This window comes from Solemya velum gill symbiont, assembly GCF_002020255.1.
In the GTDB taxonomy this organism is placed as follows: Bacteria; Pseudomonadota; Gammaproteobacteria; order Chromatiales; family Chromatiaceae.
In genome coordinates this window covers 26083-44647 of sequence record NZ_MPQG01000015.1, presented here as the reverse complement: position 1 = coordinate 44647, position 18565 = coordinate 26083, and the positions used below count along the sequence as shown (strand labels likewise).

The following is an 18565-nucleotide window of genomic DNA, read 5'->3' as shown; positions in this document are numbered from 1 at the left end:
CTATCCATTCTTGTCGAGATGAGAAATTGCCTGTTGATCTGCATGATAGGAGGAGCGCACCATCGGGCCGCTGGCAACATTGGTAAATCCCATTGCCTTGGCATCTTCGGCCAGTTGATCAAACTCTTCCGGTGTAATGAAACGCTCGACAGCAAGGTGATCCCTGCTGGGCTGGAGATACTGGCCAATTGTGAGCATGTCGCAATCGTGATCACGCAACGCCTGCATTACTTCGCGTACTTCATCAAGCTCCTCGCCGAGCCCTACCATTAACCCCGATTTTGTCAGTACATCAGGTTGCTGTTTCTTGTATGCCTTGATGAGCTGCAGCGACCATTCGTAATCTGCTCCCGGGCGCGCCTTTTTATAGAGCCGCGGTACGGTTTCAAGGTTGTGATTGAAGACGTCAGGCGGAGCAGCAGAGAGGGAATCGAGAGCTGCCTCAAGGCGTCCCCTGAAATCAGGAACAAGAACTTCGATTTTTGTCTGCGGTGATTCCTGTCTCGTCTGTTCAATACAGGAGGCAAAGTGAGCAGAACCACCGTCACGCAGGTCATCACGGTCAACCGATGTAATGACGACATAGTTGAGCTGCATCTCCCTGATTGCTTCGGCCAGCTGGCGTGGTTCATCTGCATCAAGTGGCAGGGGCTTGCCATGGGCCACATCGCAGAATGGGCACCTGCGTGTACAGATGTCACCCATGATCATAAAGGTTGCTGTGCCATGACTGAAGCATTCACCCAGATTGGGGCATAGTGCTTCCTCGCAGACTGAACTCAGCTTGCGTTTGCGCAGAATCTCCTTGATGCGTGCAGTTCCCTTGCCGGATGGCGCCCTTGCGCGTATCCATGAAGGTTTTCGCAGAAGTTCGCCACTTTTCTCGACCTTGACCGGAATGCGTGAGACTTTTTCCGCGCCCCTCTGGTGGGTGTCGCTGCTTTTACGCGAGGGCGGTGTGAGGTCTTTACTGTCCATGGTGGTATTTTGCAAAATTCATGAAATGATAGTGTACCCCAGAAGTTCTGCCAATTCTGATGCAAATTCCGTCTGTACCGATGCTACAGATGCATGAGAGCCCTCTTTATTAAGGTCAGTGACTGCAAGTCCCTCGTAACCGCATGGATTTATGCGGCTAAAGGGTTCCAGGTCCATGTCGGTGTTGATGCTGACGCCATGGTAGGTGTTGAATTTTTTTACACGCAGGCCAATTGAGGCGATTTTGGCTTCATTGACATAGATGCCGGGAGCACCTTCACGACGCTCGCCTGTAATTTCATGATTTGCAAGCAGGCGAATAACCGCTTCCTCGATAGTCTGCACCAGTGTTCTGATGCCGATATCGGCTTCCTTGAGGTTAATAAGAATATAGACAACAGCCTGACCGGGCCCATGGTAGGTAACCTGTCCACCGCGGTCACTTTGGACGATGGGAATATCGCCGGGGTTCAGAATATGCTCGGCCTTGCCTGCCTGCCCCTGGGTGAAAACCGCCGGGTGTTCTACAAGCCAGATTTCGGACAGGTCGTCCTTCTGCCGATGCGTGACAAAATCCTGCATCGCCTGCCAGGCTGACTGGTAGCTCATGTTTCCGAGCTGGCGCAGCCTCAGCTGTGTATTCTGCCGGTTCACGTCACAGTGCGAGTGAGACGCGTTCGTGGGCGGTTAATTCAAGATAGATACGATCCATCTGTTCACGGCTTTCAGCCTGCACGCGCACTGTCACGGCAAGGAAATTGCCTCCCTTGCTGGGTCGGCAGCTGACGCAGCCATCTTTCAGTTCTCCCACGTGACGGGTCACGATCTCGACAACGACTTCCTCAAAGCCGGGCTCGTGCTTTCCCATTGCCTTGATGGCAATTTCACAGGGGTACTGCATGATTTCATCGGTTTCTTGATTCATCTGCATTCACCTTCGATTCTCAAGCGCTCTTTGCATGCATCAAACAGGGCGTTAAAATTTTTCCAGATTGGACCGGGTTGTCCATCACCTACCGGGTTGCCATTGAGCGAGATCACTGGTGCAATCTCCTTGCTTGAGCTGGTAATCCAGATTTCATCTGCCTCCTCGAGGTCATCAGCATGGATATCTGCTTCACAGTGGGCTGTGCCGCTATGGCGAGCGAGTTCAAGAACCAGGTCTCGGGTGATCCCCGGCAGCAGCATGTCACTCTTTGGTGGCGTGATCAGAAGCCCGTCTTTTACCATAAACAAATTGCTGGCAGCACCCTCATGCGCCTTGCCGTCGCGGATCAGGATCGCTTCATCAGCATGTTCCTGTTTCGCCCTGTGCTTGGCAAGCAGGTTGGGGAGCAGGGTGATTGCTTTGATATTGCAGTGCTTCCAGCGGTCATCATCAAGGGTAACGACACTCACACCGTGAGACTTGATCTTCTCGTCCGGAGAGCCTTGCAGGCGTGTCATTGCCAACAGGTTGGGCTCGATATCCCGCGGTATCGCGTGTTCCCTGTCGTGTCCCGAGCCGCGTGTAACCTGCAGGTAGAGAGATTGATCACGTCCCGGCAGTTGTGCGGTTAACTGTTCTGCAATACCTCTCCACTCTTCGAGTAGCAGGGGCGGTTTAATCAGAATGGCAGCAAGGCTGTTGTTGAGACGCTCAATATGTTGATCAAATCGAAACAGCTTACCTGCATAAACTGGAATGACTTCATACACACCATCACCAAACAGGAAACCACGGTCAAAAACCGAGATAGTTGCCTGCTCCTTTGGTAAATACTCGCCGTTGAGATAGATGTTTAATGACATGATGTGCCGCTGCCAAATGCTATTTCATGTAAATAGGGGCTATTGCAGCATTAACAAGACAGAATCCTTGATAACCACGAAGATGCTGCCTGATTCGACATCGGAAAGGGCGACCAGCGGCAGTGTCGCGAGGGTTTTGTCGTCCAGTGTCACCTTGACGCTGCCAAGCCGGGTTCCCTTGCTGATTGGTGCAACCAGTGATGCATCTACCGTGAGACTTGCCTTGATCTTGTCAGTGCTGTCATGCGGTATTGTTTGAACCAGGTCTTTTGCTATACCGACATCAATTGTCTCTGTCGCACCTTTCCATACTTTGACCTTTTGCAACGGCTTGTTGGCGCTGAGGAGTTTCTTGGTGACATAAAAGCGGAATCCGTAGTTAAGCAGCTTGCGTGATTCTGTCGCTCGCGCAGAAGTGCTCTGCGCACCCATGATAACGGATACGAGGCGTCTGCCGTCGCGCAGTGCAGAAGAAACCAGGCAGTAGCCGGCTGCTTCGGTGTGCCCCGTTTTGACGCCATCAATCGTTGCATCCTGCCACAGCAGGGTGTTCCTGTTGTCCTGCTTGATTTCGTTAAATGTAAAGTCACGTTCTGAATACCACTTATAGTATTCAGGGAAGTCACGAATACTGGCCATGGTCACAAGGGCGATATCGCGAGCCGTTGTATAGTGATTTTCGTCGGGAAGGCCTGAAGAGTTTGTGAAGTGGCTGTCTTTCATGCCGAGTTTTTTTGCTTCCTGGTTCATCAGGGTGGCAAATGCCTCCTCTGAACCTGCAACATGCTCGGCCAGTGCAATCGCTGCATCATTGCCTGACTGTATGATAAGCCCTTTCAGCAGGTCTTCGACACTGACCTCCTTGTTGACCTCAATAAACACCTTCGAGCCCTGGGTACGCCATGCCTTTTCACTGATCAGCACCATGTCGGAAAGTGAAATGCGCTTTGCTTCCAATTCCATGAAGACGACGTGTGCCGTCATGATTTTAGTCAGACTGGCAGGCTCCAGTTTTTTTGAGGCATTCTGTTCTGCAAGGACCTGGCCCGTCTCCATTTCAACCAGCAGGTAGCCATTTGCCGCAACCGACGGGGGTGGAATAACGGCCATTGCTGTGCCGGAGACCAGCAGAAAAAAGAGGGTGATGAGAATTTTTGAAAAGTGTTGCATGCGACTCTCTTTGGTTCAGGTTATTTGGATGCCTTGCGTATCTCTTCAGACAACTGGTAGACAGCCATGGCATACAGGTTACTGTGATTGTACCTTGTAATGACGTAGAAGTTATTGAAGCCCAGCCAGTATTCGGCTGCTTTTTCCTGCTGCAGCTTGATGATGGAAGTATTACCGACACTCTCCCCGCCATTTGTCAGGGTGATGCCGGCGTTCTTCAGCTGTTCTGGCGAGATATTCGGTTTTTGGCCCCTGCGGCTTCCGGGTTCCAGTCCCTCTGGCTTTGTGGGAAGCAGGCGTGCAACGGGCTGGTTCTTTTGCCAGCCGTGAACGGCAAAATAGTTAGCCACGCTGCCGATAATGTCAGCATGGTTGTCCCACAGGTTGCGTTTCCCGTCAGCATCAAAATCGATAGCGTAGCTGCGGAAACTCGACGGGATGAACTGTGGCATACCCATGGCACCGGCATATGAACCCTTGGGCTGCATGGGGTCAAGATTCTCCTCGCGCGCCATCAGGAAAAACTCTTCGAGTTGCTTGCGGAAAAAATCCGCCCGCCTCGGATAGCCGAAGCTGAGAGTCTTCAATGCGTCTATGACAGGATAGGATCCCGTGTTTGCACCATAGCTGGTTTCAACGCCAATGATTGCGGTGATGACATAAGGGTCAACGCCATGCTCGTCGTAGGCGCGCTGCAGCAGATCCCTGTGGGTGTTGAAGAATGAAACACCCCCCTTGATGCGCCTGTTTGTTATAAAGATCTTGCGGTACAGATGCCACGGCTTGCCCTCTGCCGGACGGGTCATTGCCTCGATGATAGAGTCGCGGTGTTGTGCCTTGTTGAGCCAGGCGCTGATTGCGGCTGCGTCAAAACCGTGCCACTCAGCCATCTGTTGTGCGAACTCTTTCTGCGTGACCGAGATAGTTTTTTCCTGCGAGGAGGCACAGGCAGAAAGGGCGAGTAGGGCAGATATAAGAAAGACGATCGTTTTCATATGTTTAGTATCTCGCTGCAGAATGAGAGTGAACGGACATAATCATACCGAAGCCCGCCATGATTGTGACCAGTGATGTGCCACCGTAGCTGATGAGTGGCAGAGGCACACCGACAACAGGCAGAATTCCGCTGACCATACCGGTATTGACCAGTAGGTAGATAAAGAAGGTCAGTGTCAGTGCGCCTGCAAGCAGACGCCTGAAAGGTGTTTGTGCAACCGATGCGATATAGAGTCCGCGCAGGATGATAAACATGTAGAGCAGCAGCATGGTGATGACGCCGATCAGGCCGAGCTCTTCAGAGATCACGGCAAATATGAAATCGGTATGCTGTTCCGGCAAGAATTCGAGATGCGACTGGGTTCCGTTGAGCCACCCCTTGCCATAGATACCACCGGAACCGATGGCAATCTTCGACTGGATGATATGGTAGCCGGCGCCGAGCGGATCGTTCTCCGGGTTGAAGAGCGTCAATACACGTTTCTTCTGATATTCGTGCAGAACCAGATCGAGCAGGTCGGGGTTGTTTACGACCGCCAGAACTGCAACTCCCAGTACGACCACCAGCAGGATAATCAGCTTCCAGCTGAATCCGGCAAAGTAGATCACCAGCAGGCCTGCAGCACCAACCAGCAGCGCCGTACCCAGGTCAGGCTGGCGCACAATCAGGGCGGCTGGCAGCAACACCAGCACCAGGGCGGCAATGGTTGTCAGTGGCCTGATCGGGAGCTTTCGTGTGGCAAGGAACCAGCACACCATCATCGGCACCGCCAGTTTGGCTATTTCGGAGGGCTGGAAGCGGATAAAGCCAAGATCCAGCCAGCGCTGGGCGCCCTTGCCAATCTCGCCCATGACAAGCACGCCGATCAGCAGGAGCAGGGCGCCGATATAGAGCCAGGGAGAGACGAACCTCAATACGGAGGGAGTGATCTGCGCGGCGATGAAGAGAATGCCAAAGGCAAAACCGAGGTGTAGCAGCTGGCGTTTTAGCAGGCCCATGTCACTGTCACTGGCGCTGTAGAGCATCAGCAGGCCGAAGGCACACAGCAGCAGCAGGCCTGTCAGCAGTGGCAGATCGAGATGCAGAAGCGCCTTGCCGCTCCTTTTTTGCGGGGGAGGTGAGTAGCCGTACTCTTCCATCACTCGCTACCCCCGCTTTCCAGGAACCACTGATCCATGACGGCCTTCGCAACCGGGGCAGAGGTTGATCCGCCATGGCCTCCATGTTCGGCAATCACCGAGATGGAAATCTCAGGTGTCTCTACCGGTGCAAAGGCGATAAAGAGTGCGTGATCCAGCAGTTCCTTGCGCAGGCCTTTTTCGTCATACTCTTCATCTTCACTCAAGGAGAACACCTGTGCCGTGCCGGTTTTTCCACCGATACGGTAATCGTCATTGCGGATGCGGCGTGCGGTACCGCCGACGGTTTCGACAACATGTACCATGCCCTCGAGGACAGCTTCCCAATTGTGTTCGTCAACTTTTTCTATCGGACTGTTTGAGTCCACTTTCTCCAGTGTCGGTGTGTCGCCGATTCGGGCAACAAGACGTGGGGCAATGCGCCGGCCATCACTGGCCAGAATCGTGGTTGCATAAGCCAGTTGCAGAGGGGAGACCTGAAAATAGCCCTGGCCAATACCGACATTGACCGTATCCCCGGGATACCAGTTCTCGCCATGACGTCCTTTTTTCCATTCCGGTGAAGGCAGGATGGCAGTGGTTTCACGCGGCATGTCGATACCCGTACGCCGGCCAAAGTGGAACTTGTCGAGATAATCGTGGAATTTCCTGATTCCCATGCTGTGGGCGAGATCATAAAAATAGACGTCACACGAGCGGTAAATCGCTTTGTCGATGCTGACGACCCCATGTCCGCTGCGTTTCCAGCCCCTGAATTTACGCCCACGCCCCTTGATGCGGTAGCTGCCGGCACAGCTGATGCGATGATTGATTGATACAACCCCCTGCTCAAGTCCTGCAAGCCCGATAAATGGCTTGACCGTTGAACCGGGAGGATAGCTGCCGTTGACTGCGCGATTGAAGAGCGGGCGGGAGCGGGCGTCACGCAGTTCGTTATACTCGCTGAAGCCAATACCATTAACGAAGCTGTTGGGGTTGAATGATGGCTTGCTAACAAGCGTCAGTATACCGCCGGTAGCTGTCTCGATAGAGACCACGGAACCATTGTGCTCGCCAAGTGCATCTGTTGCCGTACGTTGCAGTTCAACATCAAAATAGAGATGCAGGTCCTTGCCCGGTATGGGCGGAGTGACTTCCAGTGTGCGAATAATTTGGCCTGCTGCGTCGATCTCGACCTTTTTAACCCCGACCTCCCCGTGCAGGTGGGATTCATAGAACTTCTCCAGGCCCGTCTTGCCGATGTGGGTGGTTCCTGCGTAGTCGTTCTGATCGATGCTCTCCAGCTCCCTTTCATTGATACGGCCTATATAACCGACCACGTGTGCAGTGAGCTCGCTGTAGGGGTAATTTCGTCTTTGCGTGACACCCAGTTCAACGCCCCGGAAGCGATGCCTTTCGACAGCGAAACGGGCCATTTCTGCATCTGACAGGTTATGCTTGATGGGAATTTTCTGGAAACGCCGGGTACGCCGTTTCTGGCGTTTGAAACGATCGACCTCCTCCTTGCTAAGCGGGAGTATGGTGTTGATCTGGTCGATTGTGGCCTGCATATCCTGAACCTGCTCAGGATCGATCAGAAGGTCAACGGTGGAGATATTTTTGGCAAGAACCCGCCCGGCGCGATCGTAAATGTTTCCTCGTGGTGGCGGCAGCGGCAGCAGCTTGATGCGATTGTCGGCAGAGAGTGTTGCGTAGTGTACATAGTTATCGACTTGCAGCCACATCATGCGGGAGATGATGATGGTCATTGCGCCGACCACCAGCAGGGTTGCCATAATGGCGCGTGAGCGGAAAAGTGCCAGCCCGCTCTTGTTGATACGTTCAGGTCCGGCCATGTTTAAGAGATCCGGAAACTCTGACGAAAGTTCCTTAAAAAGGGAAACAGCCAGGGCCAGATGAACACAGTGATAAAAGGAGAGGCCCAGAATTTCAGGTCAGGGATGACCGCATGGGTGACACCAAGCACAAATGCATCAACCAGCTTTCCGAACAGCAGCAGGAGGATCACGCTGAGAGTCTGGTTCCAGCGCGAGATAACCCGCAGTCGCTTGTGATAGATGGAAATCACCCACAGGCTGATGACATAAACGAATGCATGCTGCCCCATGAGGTTGCTGGTTGCACCATCCATCAGCAGGCCGGCGAAAAGACCGGTGAGCATGCCGACACGATTAGGCAGTGCCATTGCCCAGTAGATGAGAACGATCAGTAGTACGTCAGGGCGTAGCCGGCTGGCCTGTTCTGAAAGCGGCAAGTAGTTGAATATCAGTGCGATAACTAATGTCAGTATGATCAGGTAGTAGCCACGCTGCTGTACATGAACGCTCATTCTTCGCTCTCTCCCTGTTCAGCTTCGTCAGCAGGCTCATCCGCTGGCTCATTGACTGGTTCATCAGCTGACTCTTCAGCCGGCTCGTCAACCGGAACGGCCTGGAGTTTTTCATCGAGGCTCCAAACCAGCATGACCTGCTCATCAACAGCGAGACGTGCGAGAGGCGCTGCAGCAATGGTGGTGGCGCCGTTAGGATCGCGACCAACACTGGTGATGCGGGCGACAGGGTAATCGGAAGGGTAGCGCCCACCGAGGCCGGACGAGACCAGCAGGTCTCCGACGCGAACATCTGCCGATCTCGGCAAATAGGGTAGCTCGAGATTATTAATACGTCCTGTGCCCTTGGCAACAGTACGCAGCCCGGTACGCAGTACCTGTACAGGAATCGAGTGAAGGGTGTCTGTGATCAGAAGAATTGCGGAACGAAAAGGAGTGACCTCGATCACCTGTCCCATGATCGCATGCGCATCGATAACGGCCTGGCCGGTGAAGACGCCTGCGTTACTGCCCCTGTTGATCCAGATCTGCTGCCGATAGGGTGACAGGTCGACCTTGGTCATTTCGGCCAGGGTGACACGTTCGCCGACACGCAGCGAAGCACCGAGCTGGTCACGCAGCAGCTGGTTCTCTTCCTCGAGCGCCTTGAAACGTTGCATGCCGCCCTGCAAGAGGAGGTTTTCCTTGTTCAGGCGCCTGTTTTCATCAAGCAGGTGGTTGTAGTTCGAGATGGATTCGGAGGTCCACTTGATGAAATCCCCCGGTGTTTCAGCGGCCAGCTGAATCGGGTAATTGACAATAGCGACTGTGTCTCTGAGCTGCTGTAGGCTATCGTGACGACGATGATCGACAACCATCAGGGTAATCGCAATAGCTACACCCAGCACGAGCTTTATTGTTGAAGAGTAGCCTTCGGGGAGAAACAGGTTGATCGGAGTCTCCTCCCTATTATTTCAGGATCCCCTGATCGAGTCTGTATGAGATCAGGGGGTCCTCATTATTCAAGACCGAAAAGATCGCCACCGCGTTCGTCGAGCAGTTCCAGTGCACGTCCACCACCACGAGCTACGCAGGTGAGGGGGTCCTCGGCAACCACGACAGGCAGGCCGGTTTCCTCTTCAAGCAGACGGTCGATACTGTGCAGCAGGGCGCCACCACCGGTCAGTACAATGCCGCGCTCTGCAACATCGGCGCCGAGTTCAGGTGGGGTCAATTCGAGTGCCTGCTTGACTGCTCCGACAATGCCGGTAAGCGGATCATGCAGAGCTTCGAGAATTTCGTTGTTGTTAAGTGTGAAGGAGCGCGGTATACCCTCTGCCAGGTTACGGCCCTTGACGCTGATTTCCTTGACCTCGTTGGCAGGATAAGCGCTACCGATTTCGTGCTTGATGCGTTCGGCTGTTGCCTCACCAATCAGGGTGCCGTAATTGCGGCGTACGTAGCTGATAATGGCATCATCAAAGCGATCACCACCGATACGAACCGAGTTTGCATAGACGATACCGTTGAGAGAGATGATTGCGACTTCGGATGTACCACCACCGATATCCAGTACCATAGAACCACGTGCCTCGTGAACCGGCAGTCCGGCACCGATCGCAGCAGACATGGGCTCGTCAATCAGGTAGACCTCTCGTGCACCGGCTCCCAGTGCCGACTCCTTGATGGCGCGGCGTTCAACCTGGGTTGAGCCAACCGGAACGCAGATCAGGACACGTGGACTGGGGCGCAGCAGTTTTGATTCATGCACCTTGTGGATGAAGTACTGCAGCATTTTTTCCGTCACTGTGAAATCGGCGATAACGCCATCTTTCATCGGGCGGATCGCCTCGATATTTTCTGGTGTACGTCCCAGCATCTGCTTGGCTGCATCACCCACGGCGACAACGGATTTATTGTTGTTGCGGCCGGTTCCGGTTCGGATCGCGACAACCGAAGGTTCGTCGAGGACGATTCCCTTGTCACGGGCAAAAATGAGGGTGTTGGCTGTCCCGAGATCGATGGACAGGTCATTGGAGAACATTCCGCGGATGCGCGCAAACATAGAAACTTTTCCGAAACGTTAATAATAATATAGGGTTGGCACAATAATCAGGGAGAAAGGTTTTCCCATTGTTGTTTTGTGCATATCATCCATACCGGCCACTCGCGAGGCAATGCATGGAGGGTAGTCAACATTCATCTATAACTGAACATGCTAATTTAACAATGGACAGCCAATCCGGCAAGTAAAAACATCTTTTTAAGCCGGTTATTGCGGAATTGGAGTCCTGAAAGGCGGGAAAGGTTCCTTTGAGCCTCGAATCTCTTCCCTGTGTGAGCAGGCTTACGTCAAAGCGCCTTTCCGGCGACCAGGCAATAGATCAGATGTCCCCGGACATGTTATGATAGCTTTCCGTTTTTGACCCGGTTTTGCGGGTTTTTTCCGAATCAATTTTAGAGTTCCCAATGAGTCTGGATCAGAGTGATATCAAAAAAATAGCGCATCTCGCCCGCCTTGCCGTGGATGAGACGGAAACCGCGGAGCTCAGCGATGCGCTGACACGTATTCTTGGCCTGGTCGATACGATGGAGCAGGTCGATACCAGCGGTGTTGAACCGATGGCTCACCCGTTACACATGGCGCAGCGCATGCGTGAAGATGTGGTCACAGAGACCAATCTGCGCGACAAGGTGCAACAAATAGCGCCTGCAGCCGAAAACGGGCTCTACCTGGTACCAAAAGTCATTGAATGATTCCCATTTGCGACCTGTTTTAACCTGAATACAAGTAGCCATCCTGACAAGGCAACAATATGCATACCCACACAGTTTCCGAACTTGCTGCAGCACTGGCGGCCGGTGAATTTTCCAGCGTCGAACTGACGCAGCACTATCTTGACCGCATTGCCAGCCTCGACGGTGAGATCAACAGCTATATTACGGTCACGCCTGAAGCAGCACTTGCACAGGCAAAACAGGCGGATGAGCGCCGTGCACAGGGAGAGGTTACTCCACTAACGGGAATACCGCTTGCCTACAAGGACATCTTCTGTACCGATGGTGTTAAAACAAGCTGCGCCTCGCGCATGCTGGATAATTTTACCGCGCCCTACAATGCCACCGTGGTTCAGCGTCTTGCCGATGCCGGTGCAGTGATGCTGGGGAAAACCAACATGGACGAGTACGCCATGGGCTCATCCAACGAAAACAGTTATTACGGCTGCGTACACAATCCCTGGGACAAAGAGCGTGTGCCGGGCGGCTCTTCAGGCGGTTCTGCAGCAGCGGTGGCAGCACGTCTGTGCGCTGCGGCTCTGGGAACTGATACCGGTGGTTCAATCCGGCAGCCTGCAGCATTTACCGGCATTACCGGTATCAAGCCAACCTATGGTCGCGTCTCCCGTTACGGAATGATCGCATTCGCATCCAGTCTCGACCAGGGTGGTCCGATGGCAGCATCTGCCGAAGATGCGGCGATGCTACTCAATACCATGGCGGGTTTTGACGAGCGTGATTCAACCTCGGCGAATGAAGCCGTGCCGGACTATACGGCTGATCTGAACAACTCCCTGCAGGGACTTCGCATCGGCTTGCCGAAAGAGTATTTTGACGAGGGTCTCGATGTAGATGTGCGTGCATCCGTCGAGCAGGCGATCAATGTCTATCGCGCACTGGGGGCGGAGATCAAGGAAGTGAGCCTGCCGAATACCAATCTCGCTGTTGCGACCTATTACGTGGTCGCAAATGCCGAGTGCTCGTCCAACCTGTCGCGTTACGACGGTGTGCGTTTCGGGCATCGCTGTGACGACCCGGCCAACCTAGAGGATCTCTATGAGCGTTCCCGTTCCGAGGGTTTCGGTAACGAGGTCAAGCGCCGCATCATGGTCGGTACCTATGTTCTTTCAGCCGGTTACTACGATGCCTACTATCTGAAAGCGCAGAAACTGCGCCACCTGATCTCTGACGACTTCAGCAAGGTTTTCGAAGAGGTTGATGTCATTATGGGCCCGACAACACCAACGACTGCATTCAAAATCGGTGAAAAAGTTGATGACCCGGTTGCCATGTATCTGTCCGATGTTTACACGGTAGCTTGCAACATGGCGGGTTTGCCCGGCATGTCAATTCCGGCGGCTCCGGTCAATGGCTTGCCGGTTGGTCTGCAGATGATCGGCAACTACTTCGACGAGGCGCGACTGTTAAATGTCGCTCACCAGTTCCAGCAGCAGACCGATTGGCATCGCCAGATGCCGGCCGGCGTATAGGAGGGCATGACCATGCAATGGGAAACAGTCATCGGTCTCGAGATCCACGCCCAGCTGGCGACGAAGACAAAAATCTTTTCAGGCGCATCGACCGCATTCGGATCAGAGCCGAATACGCAGGCGTGCCTGGTCAGCCTCGGTATGCCTGGCGTACTGCCGGTGTTTAATCGCGAGGCAGCGAAAATGGCAGTCAAATTCTCCAGCGCTATCGGTGCTGAACTTGGACGCCGCTCAGTGTTTGCGCGTAAAAACTACTTCTATCCCGACCTGCCCAAGGGCTACCAGATCAGCCAGTTCGAACTGCCGATTGTCGGTATGGGCAAGGTGGAAATTGTGCAGGAAAATGGCGATGTCAAAGTCGTTGGTGTGACGCGTGCGCATCTTGAAGAAGACGCGGGTAAATCACTGCACGAGAATTTTCACGGTATGACTGGTATTGACCTCAACCGTGCGGGTATCCCGTTGCTGGAGATCGTTTCGGAGCCGGATATCCGTTCTGCCAAAGAGGCGGTTGCCTATGCACGCAAGATTCACCAGATCGTGCGCTACCTGGGTATCTGCGATGGCAATATGCAGGAAGGTTCATTCCGCTGTGATGCCAATGTCTCGGTACGCCCGATGGGACAGGAGAAACTCGGCACACGTGCAGAACTGAAAAACATCAACTCCTTCCGCTTCCTTGAGCGTGCAATCAATATCGAAGTCGATCGTCAAATCGACCTGATCGAATCAGGTGGTGAAGTCGTGCAGGAGACACGCCTGTATGATTCCGTCAAGGATGAGACGCGCTCCATGCGTAGCAAGGAAGAGGCTAACGACTATCGTTACTTCCCCGATCCCGATCTGCTGCCGGTCGAACTCGATGACGACTTTATTGCAGATGCAGTGGCGGAGATTCCAGAACTGCCGGATGCGCGCTGTAAACGTTTTGTCGATGAGCTGGGACTGTCACTGCAGGATGCCGGGGTGCTGACCTCGAGCCGCGAGATGGCAGATTACTTCGAGACTGCCTCGGTAGGTAATGACGCCAAGATTGCTGCCAACTGGGTGATGGGAGAGGTCTCTGCCGTGCTTAACAAGCAGGGACTGGACATTGCTGACTGTCCCGTGTCGGCCGAAATGCTGGGTGGTATGCTCAAGCGTATCGGAGACAATACAATTTCCGGGAAAATCGCCAAGGATGTCTTCGAGGCAATGTGGAACGGCGAGGGCAGTGCTGACGAAATTATCGAAGCACGCGGTCTCAAGCAGATTACTGATAGCGGTGCGATCGAGGCGATTGTCGACGAGGTGCTGGCTGCAAATGGGAAACAGGTTGAGAATTACCGCAATGCCGATCCTGACAAGCAGCCGAAAATGCTCGGCTTCTTCGTTGGGCAGGTGATGAAGGCGTCCCAGGGCAAGGCAAATCCGCAACAGGTTAATGCCCTGCTGAAGGAGCGACTTGGGTAGGTAAAAGGTACAAGGAGAAAGATGAAAGGTGTCTTGCAACTTGTGCCTTGTACCTTGTATCTTAATAACCTATGTTAATCACTACACGCCTGCTATCTGTTGTTCTCCTGATCTTACCGGTGCTGTTACAGGCAGCGCCCAAGTTTGATGTCCACCTGCACTACAAGTGGAACCAGCAGGAGATTACATCACCACAGGATGTGATCGCGGTTCTCGATGCAAACGAGATCGAATATGCTGCAATCATCGGCACACCTGCCGAACTGGTTCAGGAGTTGCGCAAACAGAATCCGGAGCGAATACTTGCCTGGTATGGTCCTTACAGGGAGCATGGCGACTGGTACCAGTGGCACCAGGACAAGACGCTTCCTGAACGTGCAAGAAAGGCGTTGACATCAGGCGACTATATCGGTGTTGGTGAACTCCACCTGGTTGGCGGTTTTTCACCCACACCAACTTCCGAGGTCATAACCGGACTGCTGAGGTTGTCTGCTGAAACACAGACACCCATGCTGATTCACGTCGAATTCGGTCGTGCCGACTACCTGATTGAATTGTGCCGTATCGAACCTGATGCACACCTGCTGCTTGCACATGCAGGCGCGCCCTTGCGTCCGCGTGAAGTTCGCCGTGCACTCGAAGCCTGTCCTAATCTCTGGTGGGAGCTCTCGGCACGCGATCCGCTGCGCTATACAGGTTCACCGATTGTGGATGAAGATGGAGTCCTCAAGCCGAAATGGAAAGCATTGATTCTGGACTATTCAGATCGCCTAATGCTGGGAGCCGATGCCGTGTGGCCGGTTGAACAGTTAAATCCATGGGATGAACCGGACAGTGGCTGGCAGCATCTGGGTGAATTTTGGGAAGGGCATGAGCAGTGGCTCAGCCAGCTGCCCGATGACGTCAGGCAGAAAATTGAGTACCTCAATGCGGTGATCTTTTTTGGTATACCCGGGTAGTTAAACTCCAGAGGGTCTATGATTAAAGAATGATTGAAGGCATCGCTTACGCACTCGGTGGTATCGGTCTTTTCCTGCTTGGCATGATTGTCATGACAGACGGTCTGCGCGGGCTTGCCGGCGAATCGCTGCAGCACATGCTGGCTAATACGACACACAGCCCCTTCAGTGGCGCATTAAGCGGCACGATCTCTACCGCAATCCTGCAATCTTCAAGTGCAACCACGGTTGCTGCCATCGGTTTTGTCTCTGCCGGCTTGCTGACCTTTCCTCACGCCCTTGGCGTGATCTTCGGTGCCAACCTGGGCACCACTATCACGGGCTGGCTGGTTGTGCTGTTCGGTTTCAAGCTGAAGTTGGGGGTGCTGCTGTTACCGCTGATTTTTTTCGGCGTCATGCTGAAGCTGTTTTCGAGTGGTTGGAAAGTTCAGGCAGGTCTTGCAGTAGCCGGTTTCGGGCTGATATTTGTTGGTATCGATGCGCTTCAGCAGGGCATGGTTGTGTTCAGGGATGTATTGACTCCTGAGCAGTTTCCAGGCGACAGCTGGACAGGGCGTATTGAACTGCTGCTGATTGGCCTGTTAATCACGGTCATCACGCAGTCATCAAGTGCCGGTGTGGCAACGGCGCTGGTTGCAGTTAATGCAGGAACCATTGAACTCCCTCAGGCCGTGGCAATGGTGATCGGCATGGATGTCGGTACAACCGTGACAGCTGTTATTGCCTCCATCGGCGGTTCGCGGGAGACACGTAGAACCGCCTATTCCCACGTGGTATTTAATCTTCTTACAGCAATAGGTGCGTTGCTGTTGCTGTCGCCATACATGATCTACATTGACCAGTTTGCGCCTGCGTGGTTGAGCCAGAATCCGGAGCTTGCACTGGTTGCATTTCACAGTGGTTTCAACCTGATCAGCGTGATTGTCGTACTGCCATTCAGCTACGCCTTTGCACGCCTGATGTACAGACTGGTACCTGAGTTCAAGGATCGGCTGGTTGAGCGTCTTGATCAAAAGCTGCTAAGCGAGCCTGAAGTCGCATTGCAGACAGCAAGAATGACCCTAAATGATATCGGCACAGTACTGGCGACACGACTGACATTCGAGATCAATAATGAATCCTGCGATGAGTCTGTCGGGCAAGTCAGGATACAGACTGCGATTGATTATGTGCAGGATTACCTTGATGAGATTCAGCTTCACAGGGAGAAGGAGCGACACCAAAAGTGGCTGCTCTCATCCATTCATGTTGCTGATCACCTGCAGCGACTCTTAACGAGAAGCGAAGAGCACGAGTGTATTCGTAATGTAATTGATGATGAATTGCTGCGGCCGGGCGTGGAACGGCTTGCGTCACTGTTGCATTTGATAGAGGGGAAGCAGGAGCAGGGTGCATGGGATAAGGCGTTGCAGTTGGCGACGCAGAACTATCAGTTTATGGATGAACAGCGTGAAAGCTTGCGTGCCGCCGTGATGCGCGAGGTGGCTGAACAGCGTGAAGATGTTGATACGGCAGAGCAGCGCTTGCAGGCGATCCGTTGGTTGCGTCGCGTTGCATATCACTTGTCAAGAATTACGCATCACCTGCACAACTGCGAGCAGCTTGCCGGTGGCAAGCTGCTGGTTGAGAAGGTCACCAAGTAATCAGGATTTTTTCTTTGGCTTTCTGCGTGGGTTCTCTTTCGTTGCCTTGTGAACCCGTTTTGTCTTTTCAGGTTTGTCGAGATGTTTGATCTGCAGCTGTTTGCCGCACACCCATGCCTTCTTCAGGTCACGAAAGACATCACGCGGCATTCCTTCCGGAAGGCGCATGGTGCTGTAGGTGTCGAAAATTTCCAGGTTCATGATGTACTGGCTGTCGAGACCCGCTTCGTTACAGACTGCGCCGACGATATTGGCAGGTTGAACACCATGCTCACTGCCCACCTCAATTCTGAAAGGCTCTGTTCCCTCGAGATCCTGATCCTTGCGCGGACGACGTTTCTCTTTTGCAGGTTCTTTCTGCTGGCGCTTGTCGCGGGTTCTTTCTCTCTCCTGGCCTCGCTCTTTGGGCTTGCGCTCAGGTTTACTCGGTTTCTTTAGCAGAAGCGGGGCATCGCCCTGCGACATGTATGCGAGTGCAGCGGCTATGGCTGAAATATCGGCATCGTGCTCACTGCGATACTGTTCGATCACCTGGTGGAAGATATCCAGGTCCGCATCGGCAATGGTATCGGTGATGCGCTGTTTGAAACGCTCGATACGTTTGCTGTTGATATCCGCCGTGCTCGGCAGGTCCATCGCCGTGATCTCCTGCTTGGTTGCGCGTTCGATGGTGCGCAACATGCGGCGTTCACGTGGTGCGACAAACAGGATTGCATCGCCCATGCGTCCGGCACGACCGGTTCGACCGATACGGTGGATGTAGGATTCTGTATCGTGCGGTATATCGTAGTTGATGACGTGGCTGATACGTGGCACATCGAGACCGCGTGCTGCCACGTCGGTTGCGATGAGGATATCGAGCTTGTTGGTCTTGAGGCGATCGACAACGCGTTCGCGCTCCTTCTGGGCAATATCGCCATTCAGCGCTGCAGTTCGGTAGCCACGCGCTGCGAGTTTTTCAGCGAGTTCAGATGTCGCCGTCTTGGTGCGCACGAATACGATGGTCGCATCAAAGGTTTCGGCCTCGAGTATGCGTGTTATCGCATCCAGCTTGTGGGCACCGCTGACCAGCCAGTAGCGCTGGCGTACAGTATCAGCCGTACGTGTAGTGACATCGATGGAGATTTCGGCCGGCTTGTTGAGATGCTTGTTTGCAATACGGCGGATGACAGGCGGCATGGTTGCAGAGAACAATGCAACCTGGCGTTCATCGGGAGTCTGCTCAAGTACCCACTCGACATCGTCGATAAAGCCCATACGCAGCATCTCGTCAGCTTCATCGAGGACAAGTGTCTGCAGGTTATCGAGTTTGAGCGTGCCCTTGCGCATGTGGTCCATGACACGTCCGGGGGTACCTACTACTACATGTACACCGCGCTTGAGTGCGCGAATCTGGGTACCGTAGTCCTGTCCACCATAGATCGGCAGGACATGAAAGCCTCTCAGGTCGGAAGCATATTTCTGAAAAGCCTCACTGACCTGGATCGCCAGCTCGCGGGTTGGTGTGAGCACCAGTACCTGCGGCAGTTTCTGATTGAGCTTGATATGGGTCAGCAAGGGAAGGGCAAAGGCGGCTGTTTTGCCGGTGCCTGTCTGGGCCTGACCGATAATATCGCGTTTCTCCAGCAGCGGCGGTATCGCGGTTGCCTGGATGGGTGACGGCACTTCGTAGCCGATTTTGTCGAGCGCTGTAATAAGTTCCGGGGCAAGCGCGAGATCGCGGAACTGGATGGTGGCATTGTCAGCCATGTTTGGTACCTGCTAGGGGGAGAAGATGTGCCATGATGGCGGGCATCTTTATGTCCTGCTAAAAAATAAACAGGGCGCAGGAAACTGATCTCCGGCACCCTTGAAAGATTT

General features: G+C 53.6%; 17 protein-coding genes. 5 read left to right on the top strand and 12 right to left on the bottom strand.

Annotation, left to right across the window (positions count from 1 at the left end):
- The 11 genes from lipA to BOW06_RS10170 all read right to left on the bottom strand — a co-directional run bounded on the left by lipA (position 1) and on the right by BOW06_RS10170 (position 10448).
- Positions 1 to 978 carry a lipoyl synthase gene (lipA, locus tag BOW06_RS10220; RefSeq protein ID WP_043117641.1) on the bottom strand — a complete coding sequence of 326 codons (978 nt, stop codon included), beginning with the start codon at positions 976 to 978 and terminating at the stop codon, positions 1 to 3.
- 18 nt (positions 979 to 996) lie between these two features.
- Complete coding sequence (gene lipB, locus BOW06_RS10215) at positions 997 to 1632, bottom strand: lipoyl(octanoyl) transferase LipB (RefSeq protein ID WP_043117640.1); 636 nt, start codon at positions 1630 to 1632, stop codon at positions 997 to 999.
- A 1-nt stretch (position 1633) separates the two neighbouring features.
- Positions 1634 to 1903, bottom strand: a complete 270-nt coding sequence (locus tag BOW06_RS10210; protein WP_043117639.1) for a YbeD family protein — start codon at positions 1901 to 1903, stop codon at positions 1634 to 1636.
- Positions 1900 to 2769 (bottom strand): D-amino acid aminotransferase, encoded by an 870-nt coding sequence (locus tag BOW06_RS10205; RefSeq protein ID WP_043117636.1) that lies wholly within the window; start codon positions 2767 to 2769, stop codon positions 1900 to 1902. Before BOW06_RS10205 ends, BOW06_RS10210 begins: the two co-directional genes overlap by 4 nt.
- Positions 2770 to 2808: 39 nt before the next feature.
- Positions 2809 to 3939: a D-alanyl-D-alanine carboxypeptidase family protein gene (locus BOW06_RS10200; protein ID WP_078462855.1), complete on the bottom strand. Its 1131-nt coding sequence runs from the start codon at positions 3937 to 3939 to the stop codon at positions 2809 to 2811.
- Between the two features lie 20 nt (positions 3940 to 3959).
- Entirely contained in the window at positions 3960 to 4934 is a 975-nt protein-coding gene (gene mltB, locus BOW06_RS10195; protein WP_043117634.1) for a lytic murein transglycosylase B, read from the bottom strand.
- Positions 4935 to 4938: 4 nt separating this feature from the next.
- Entirely contained in the window at positions 4939 to 6075 is a 1137-nt protein-coding gene (gene rodA, locus BOW06_RS10190; protein ID WP_052132256.1) for a rod shape-determining protein RodA, read from the bottom strand.
- Positions 6075 to 7910, bottom strand: coding sequence for a penicillin-binding protein 2 (gene mrdA / locus BOW06_RS10185; protein WP_078462854.1), 1836 nt, complete (start codon positions 7908 to 7910; stop codon positions 6075 to 6077). The genes rodA and mrdA overlap by 1 nt, the downstream gene beginning before the upstream one ends.
- A gap of 2 nt (positions 7911 to 7912) precedes the next feature.
- Positions 7913 to 8404, bottom strand: a complete 492-nt coding sequence (mreD, locus tag BOW06_RS10180) for a rod shape-determining protein MreD (RefSeq protein ID WP_043117632.1) — start codon at positions 8402 to 8404, stop codon at positions 7913 to 7915.
- Positions 8401 to 9300: a rod shape-determining protein MreC gene (gene mreC, locus BOW06_RS10175; protein WP_256857529.1), complete on the bottom strand. Its 900-nt coding sequence runs from the start codon at positions 9298 to 9300 to the stop codon at positions 8401 to 8403. Before mreC ends, mreD begins: the two co-directional genes overlap by 4 nt.
- Before the next feature lie 101 nt (positions 9301 to 9401).
- Positions 9402 to 10448, bottom strand: coding sequence for a rod shape-determining protein (locus BOW06_RS10170; protein ID WP_043117631.1), 1047 nt, complete (start codon positions 10446 to 10448; stop codon positions 9402 to 9404).
- Positions 10449 to 10852: 404 nt separating this feature from the next.
- Between BOW06_RS10170 and gatC the strand changes: the two genes are divergently transcribed.
- The 5 genes from gatC (at position 10853) to BOW06_RS10145 (ending at position 16705) form a co-directional block, all read left to right on the top strand.
- On the top strand, positions 10853 to 11140 hold the full coding sequence (gatC, locus tag BOW06_RS10165; RefSeq protein ID WP_043117630.1) for an Asp-tRNA(Asn)/Glu-tRNA(Gln) amidotransferase subunit GatC: 288 nt from the start codon (positions 10853 to 10855) through the stop codon (positions 11138 to 11140).
- A gap of 59 nt (positions 11141 to 11199) precedes the next feature.
- The gene (gene gatA, locus BOW06_RS10160; RefSeq protein WP_043117629.1) at positions 11200 to 12651 is read left to right on the top strand and encodes an Asp-tRNA(Asn)/Glu-tRNA(Gln) amidotransferase subunit GatA; all 1452 of its coding nucleotides are present in this window, start codon (positions 11200 to 11202) and stop codon (positions 12649 to 12651) included.
- A 12-nt stretch (positions 12652 to 12663) separates the two neighbouring features.
- Positions 12664 to 14103 carry an Asp-tRNA(Asn)/Glu-tRNA(Gln) amidotransferase subunit GatB gene (gatB, locus tag BOW06_RS10155; protein WP_043117994.1) on the top strand — a complete coding sequence of 480 codons (1440 nt, stop codon included), beginning with the start codon at positions 12664 to 12666 and terminating at the stop codon, positions 14101 to 14103.
- Between the two features lie 71 nt (positions 14104 to 14174).
- On the top strand, positions 14175 to 15062 hold the full coding sequence (locus tag BOW06_RS10150; RefSeq protein ID WP_043117628.1) for an amidohydrolase family protein: 888 nt from the start codon (positions 14175 to 14177) through the stop codon (positions 15060 to 15062).
- Positions 15063 to 15091: 29 nt separating this feature from the next.
- Positions 15092 to 16705, top strand: coding sequence for a Na/Pi cotransporter family protein (locus tag BOW06_RS10145; RefSeq protein ID WP_078454724.1), 1614 nt, complete (start codon positions 15092 to 15094; stop codon positions 16703 to 16705).
- On the opposite strand, the gene BOW06_RS10140 is transcribed toward BOW06_RS10145, so the two are convergent.
- Entirely contained in the window at positions 16706 to 18454 is a 1749-nt protein-coding gene (locus BOW06_RS10140; protein ID WP_043117626.1) for a DEAD/DEAH box helicase, read from the bottom strand.
- Between the last annotated feature and the right edge of the window lie 111 nt (positions 18455 to 18565).

Coding starts and splice junctions, on each gene's coding strand:
- BOW06_RS10140 (WP_043117626.1), bottom strand. CDS start 18,454: ATGGCTGACAATGCCACCATCCAGTTCCGCGATCTCGCGCTTGCCCCG.
- BOW06_RS10145 (WP_078454724.1), top strand. CDS start 15,092: ATGATTGAAGGCATCGCTTACGCACTCGGTGGTATCGGTCTTTTCCTG.
- gatA (WP_043117629.1), top strand. CDS start 11,200: ATGCATACCCACACAGTTTCCGAACTTGCTGCAGCACTGGCGGCCGGT.
- BOW06_RS10150 (WP_043117628.1), top strand. CDS start 14,175: ATGTTAATCACTACACGCCTGCTATCTGTTGTTCTCCTGATCTTACCG.
- mreD (WP_043117632.1), bottom strand. CDS start 8,404: ATGAGCGTTCATGTACAGCAGCGTGGCTACTACCTGATCATACTGACA.
- mrdA (WP_078462854.1), bottom strand. CDS start 7,910: ATGGCCGGACCTGAACGTATCAACAAGAGCGGGCTGGCACTTTTCCGC.
- mltB (WP_043117634.1), bottom strand. CDS start 4,934: ATGAAAACGATCGTCTTTCTTATATCTGCCCTACTCGCCCTTTCTGCC.
- BOW06_RS10210 (WP_043117639.1), bottom strand. CDS start 1,903: ATGAATCAAGAAACCGATGAAATCATGCAGTACCCCTGTGAAATTGCC.
- BOW06_RS10200 (WP_078462855.1), bottom strand. CDS start 3,939: ATGCAACACTTTTCAAAAATTCTCATCACCCTCTTTTTTCTGCTGGTC.
- BOW06_RS10205 (WP_043117636.1), bottom strand. CDS start 2,769: ATGTCATTAAACATCTATCTCAACGGCGAGTATTTACCAAAGGAGCAG.
- gatC (WP_043117630.1), top strand. CDS start 10,853: ATGAGTCTGGATCAGAGTGATATCAAAAAAATAGCGCATCTCGCCCGC.
- lipA (WP_043117641.1), bottom strand. CDS start 978: ATGGACAGTAAAGACCTCACACCGCCCTCGCGTAAAAGCAGCGACACC.
- gatB (WP_043117994.1), top strand. CDS start 12,664: ATGCAATGGGAAACAGTCATCGGTCTCGAGATCCACGCCCAGCTGGCG.
- rodA (WP_052132256.1), bottom strand. CDS start 6,075: ATGGAAGAGTACGGCTACTCACCTCCCCCGCAAAAAAGGAGCGGCAAG.
- BOW06_RS10170 (WP_043117631.1), bottom strand. CDS start 10,448: ATGTTTGCGCGCATCCGCGGAATGTTCTCCAATGACCTGTCCATCGAT.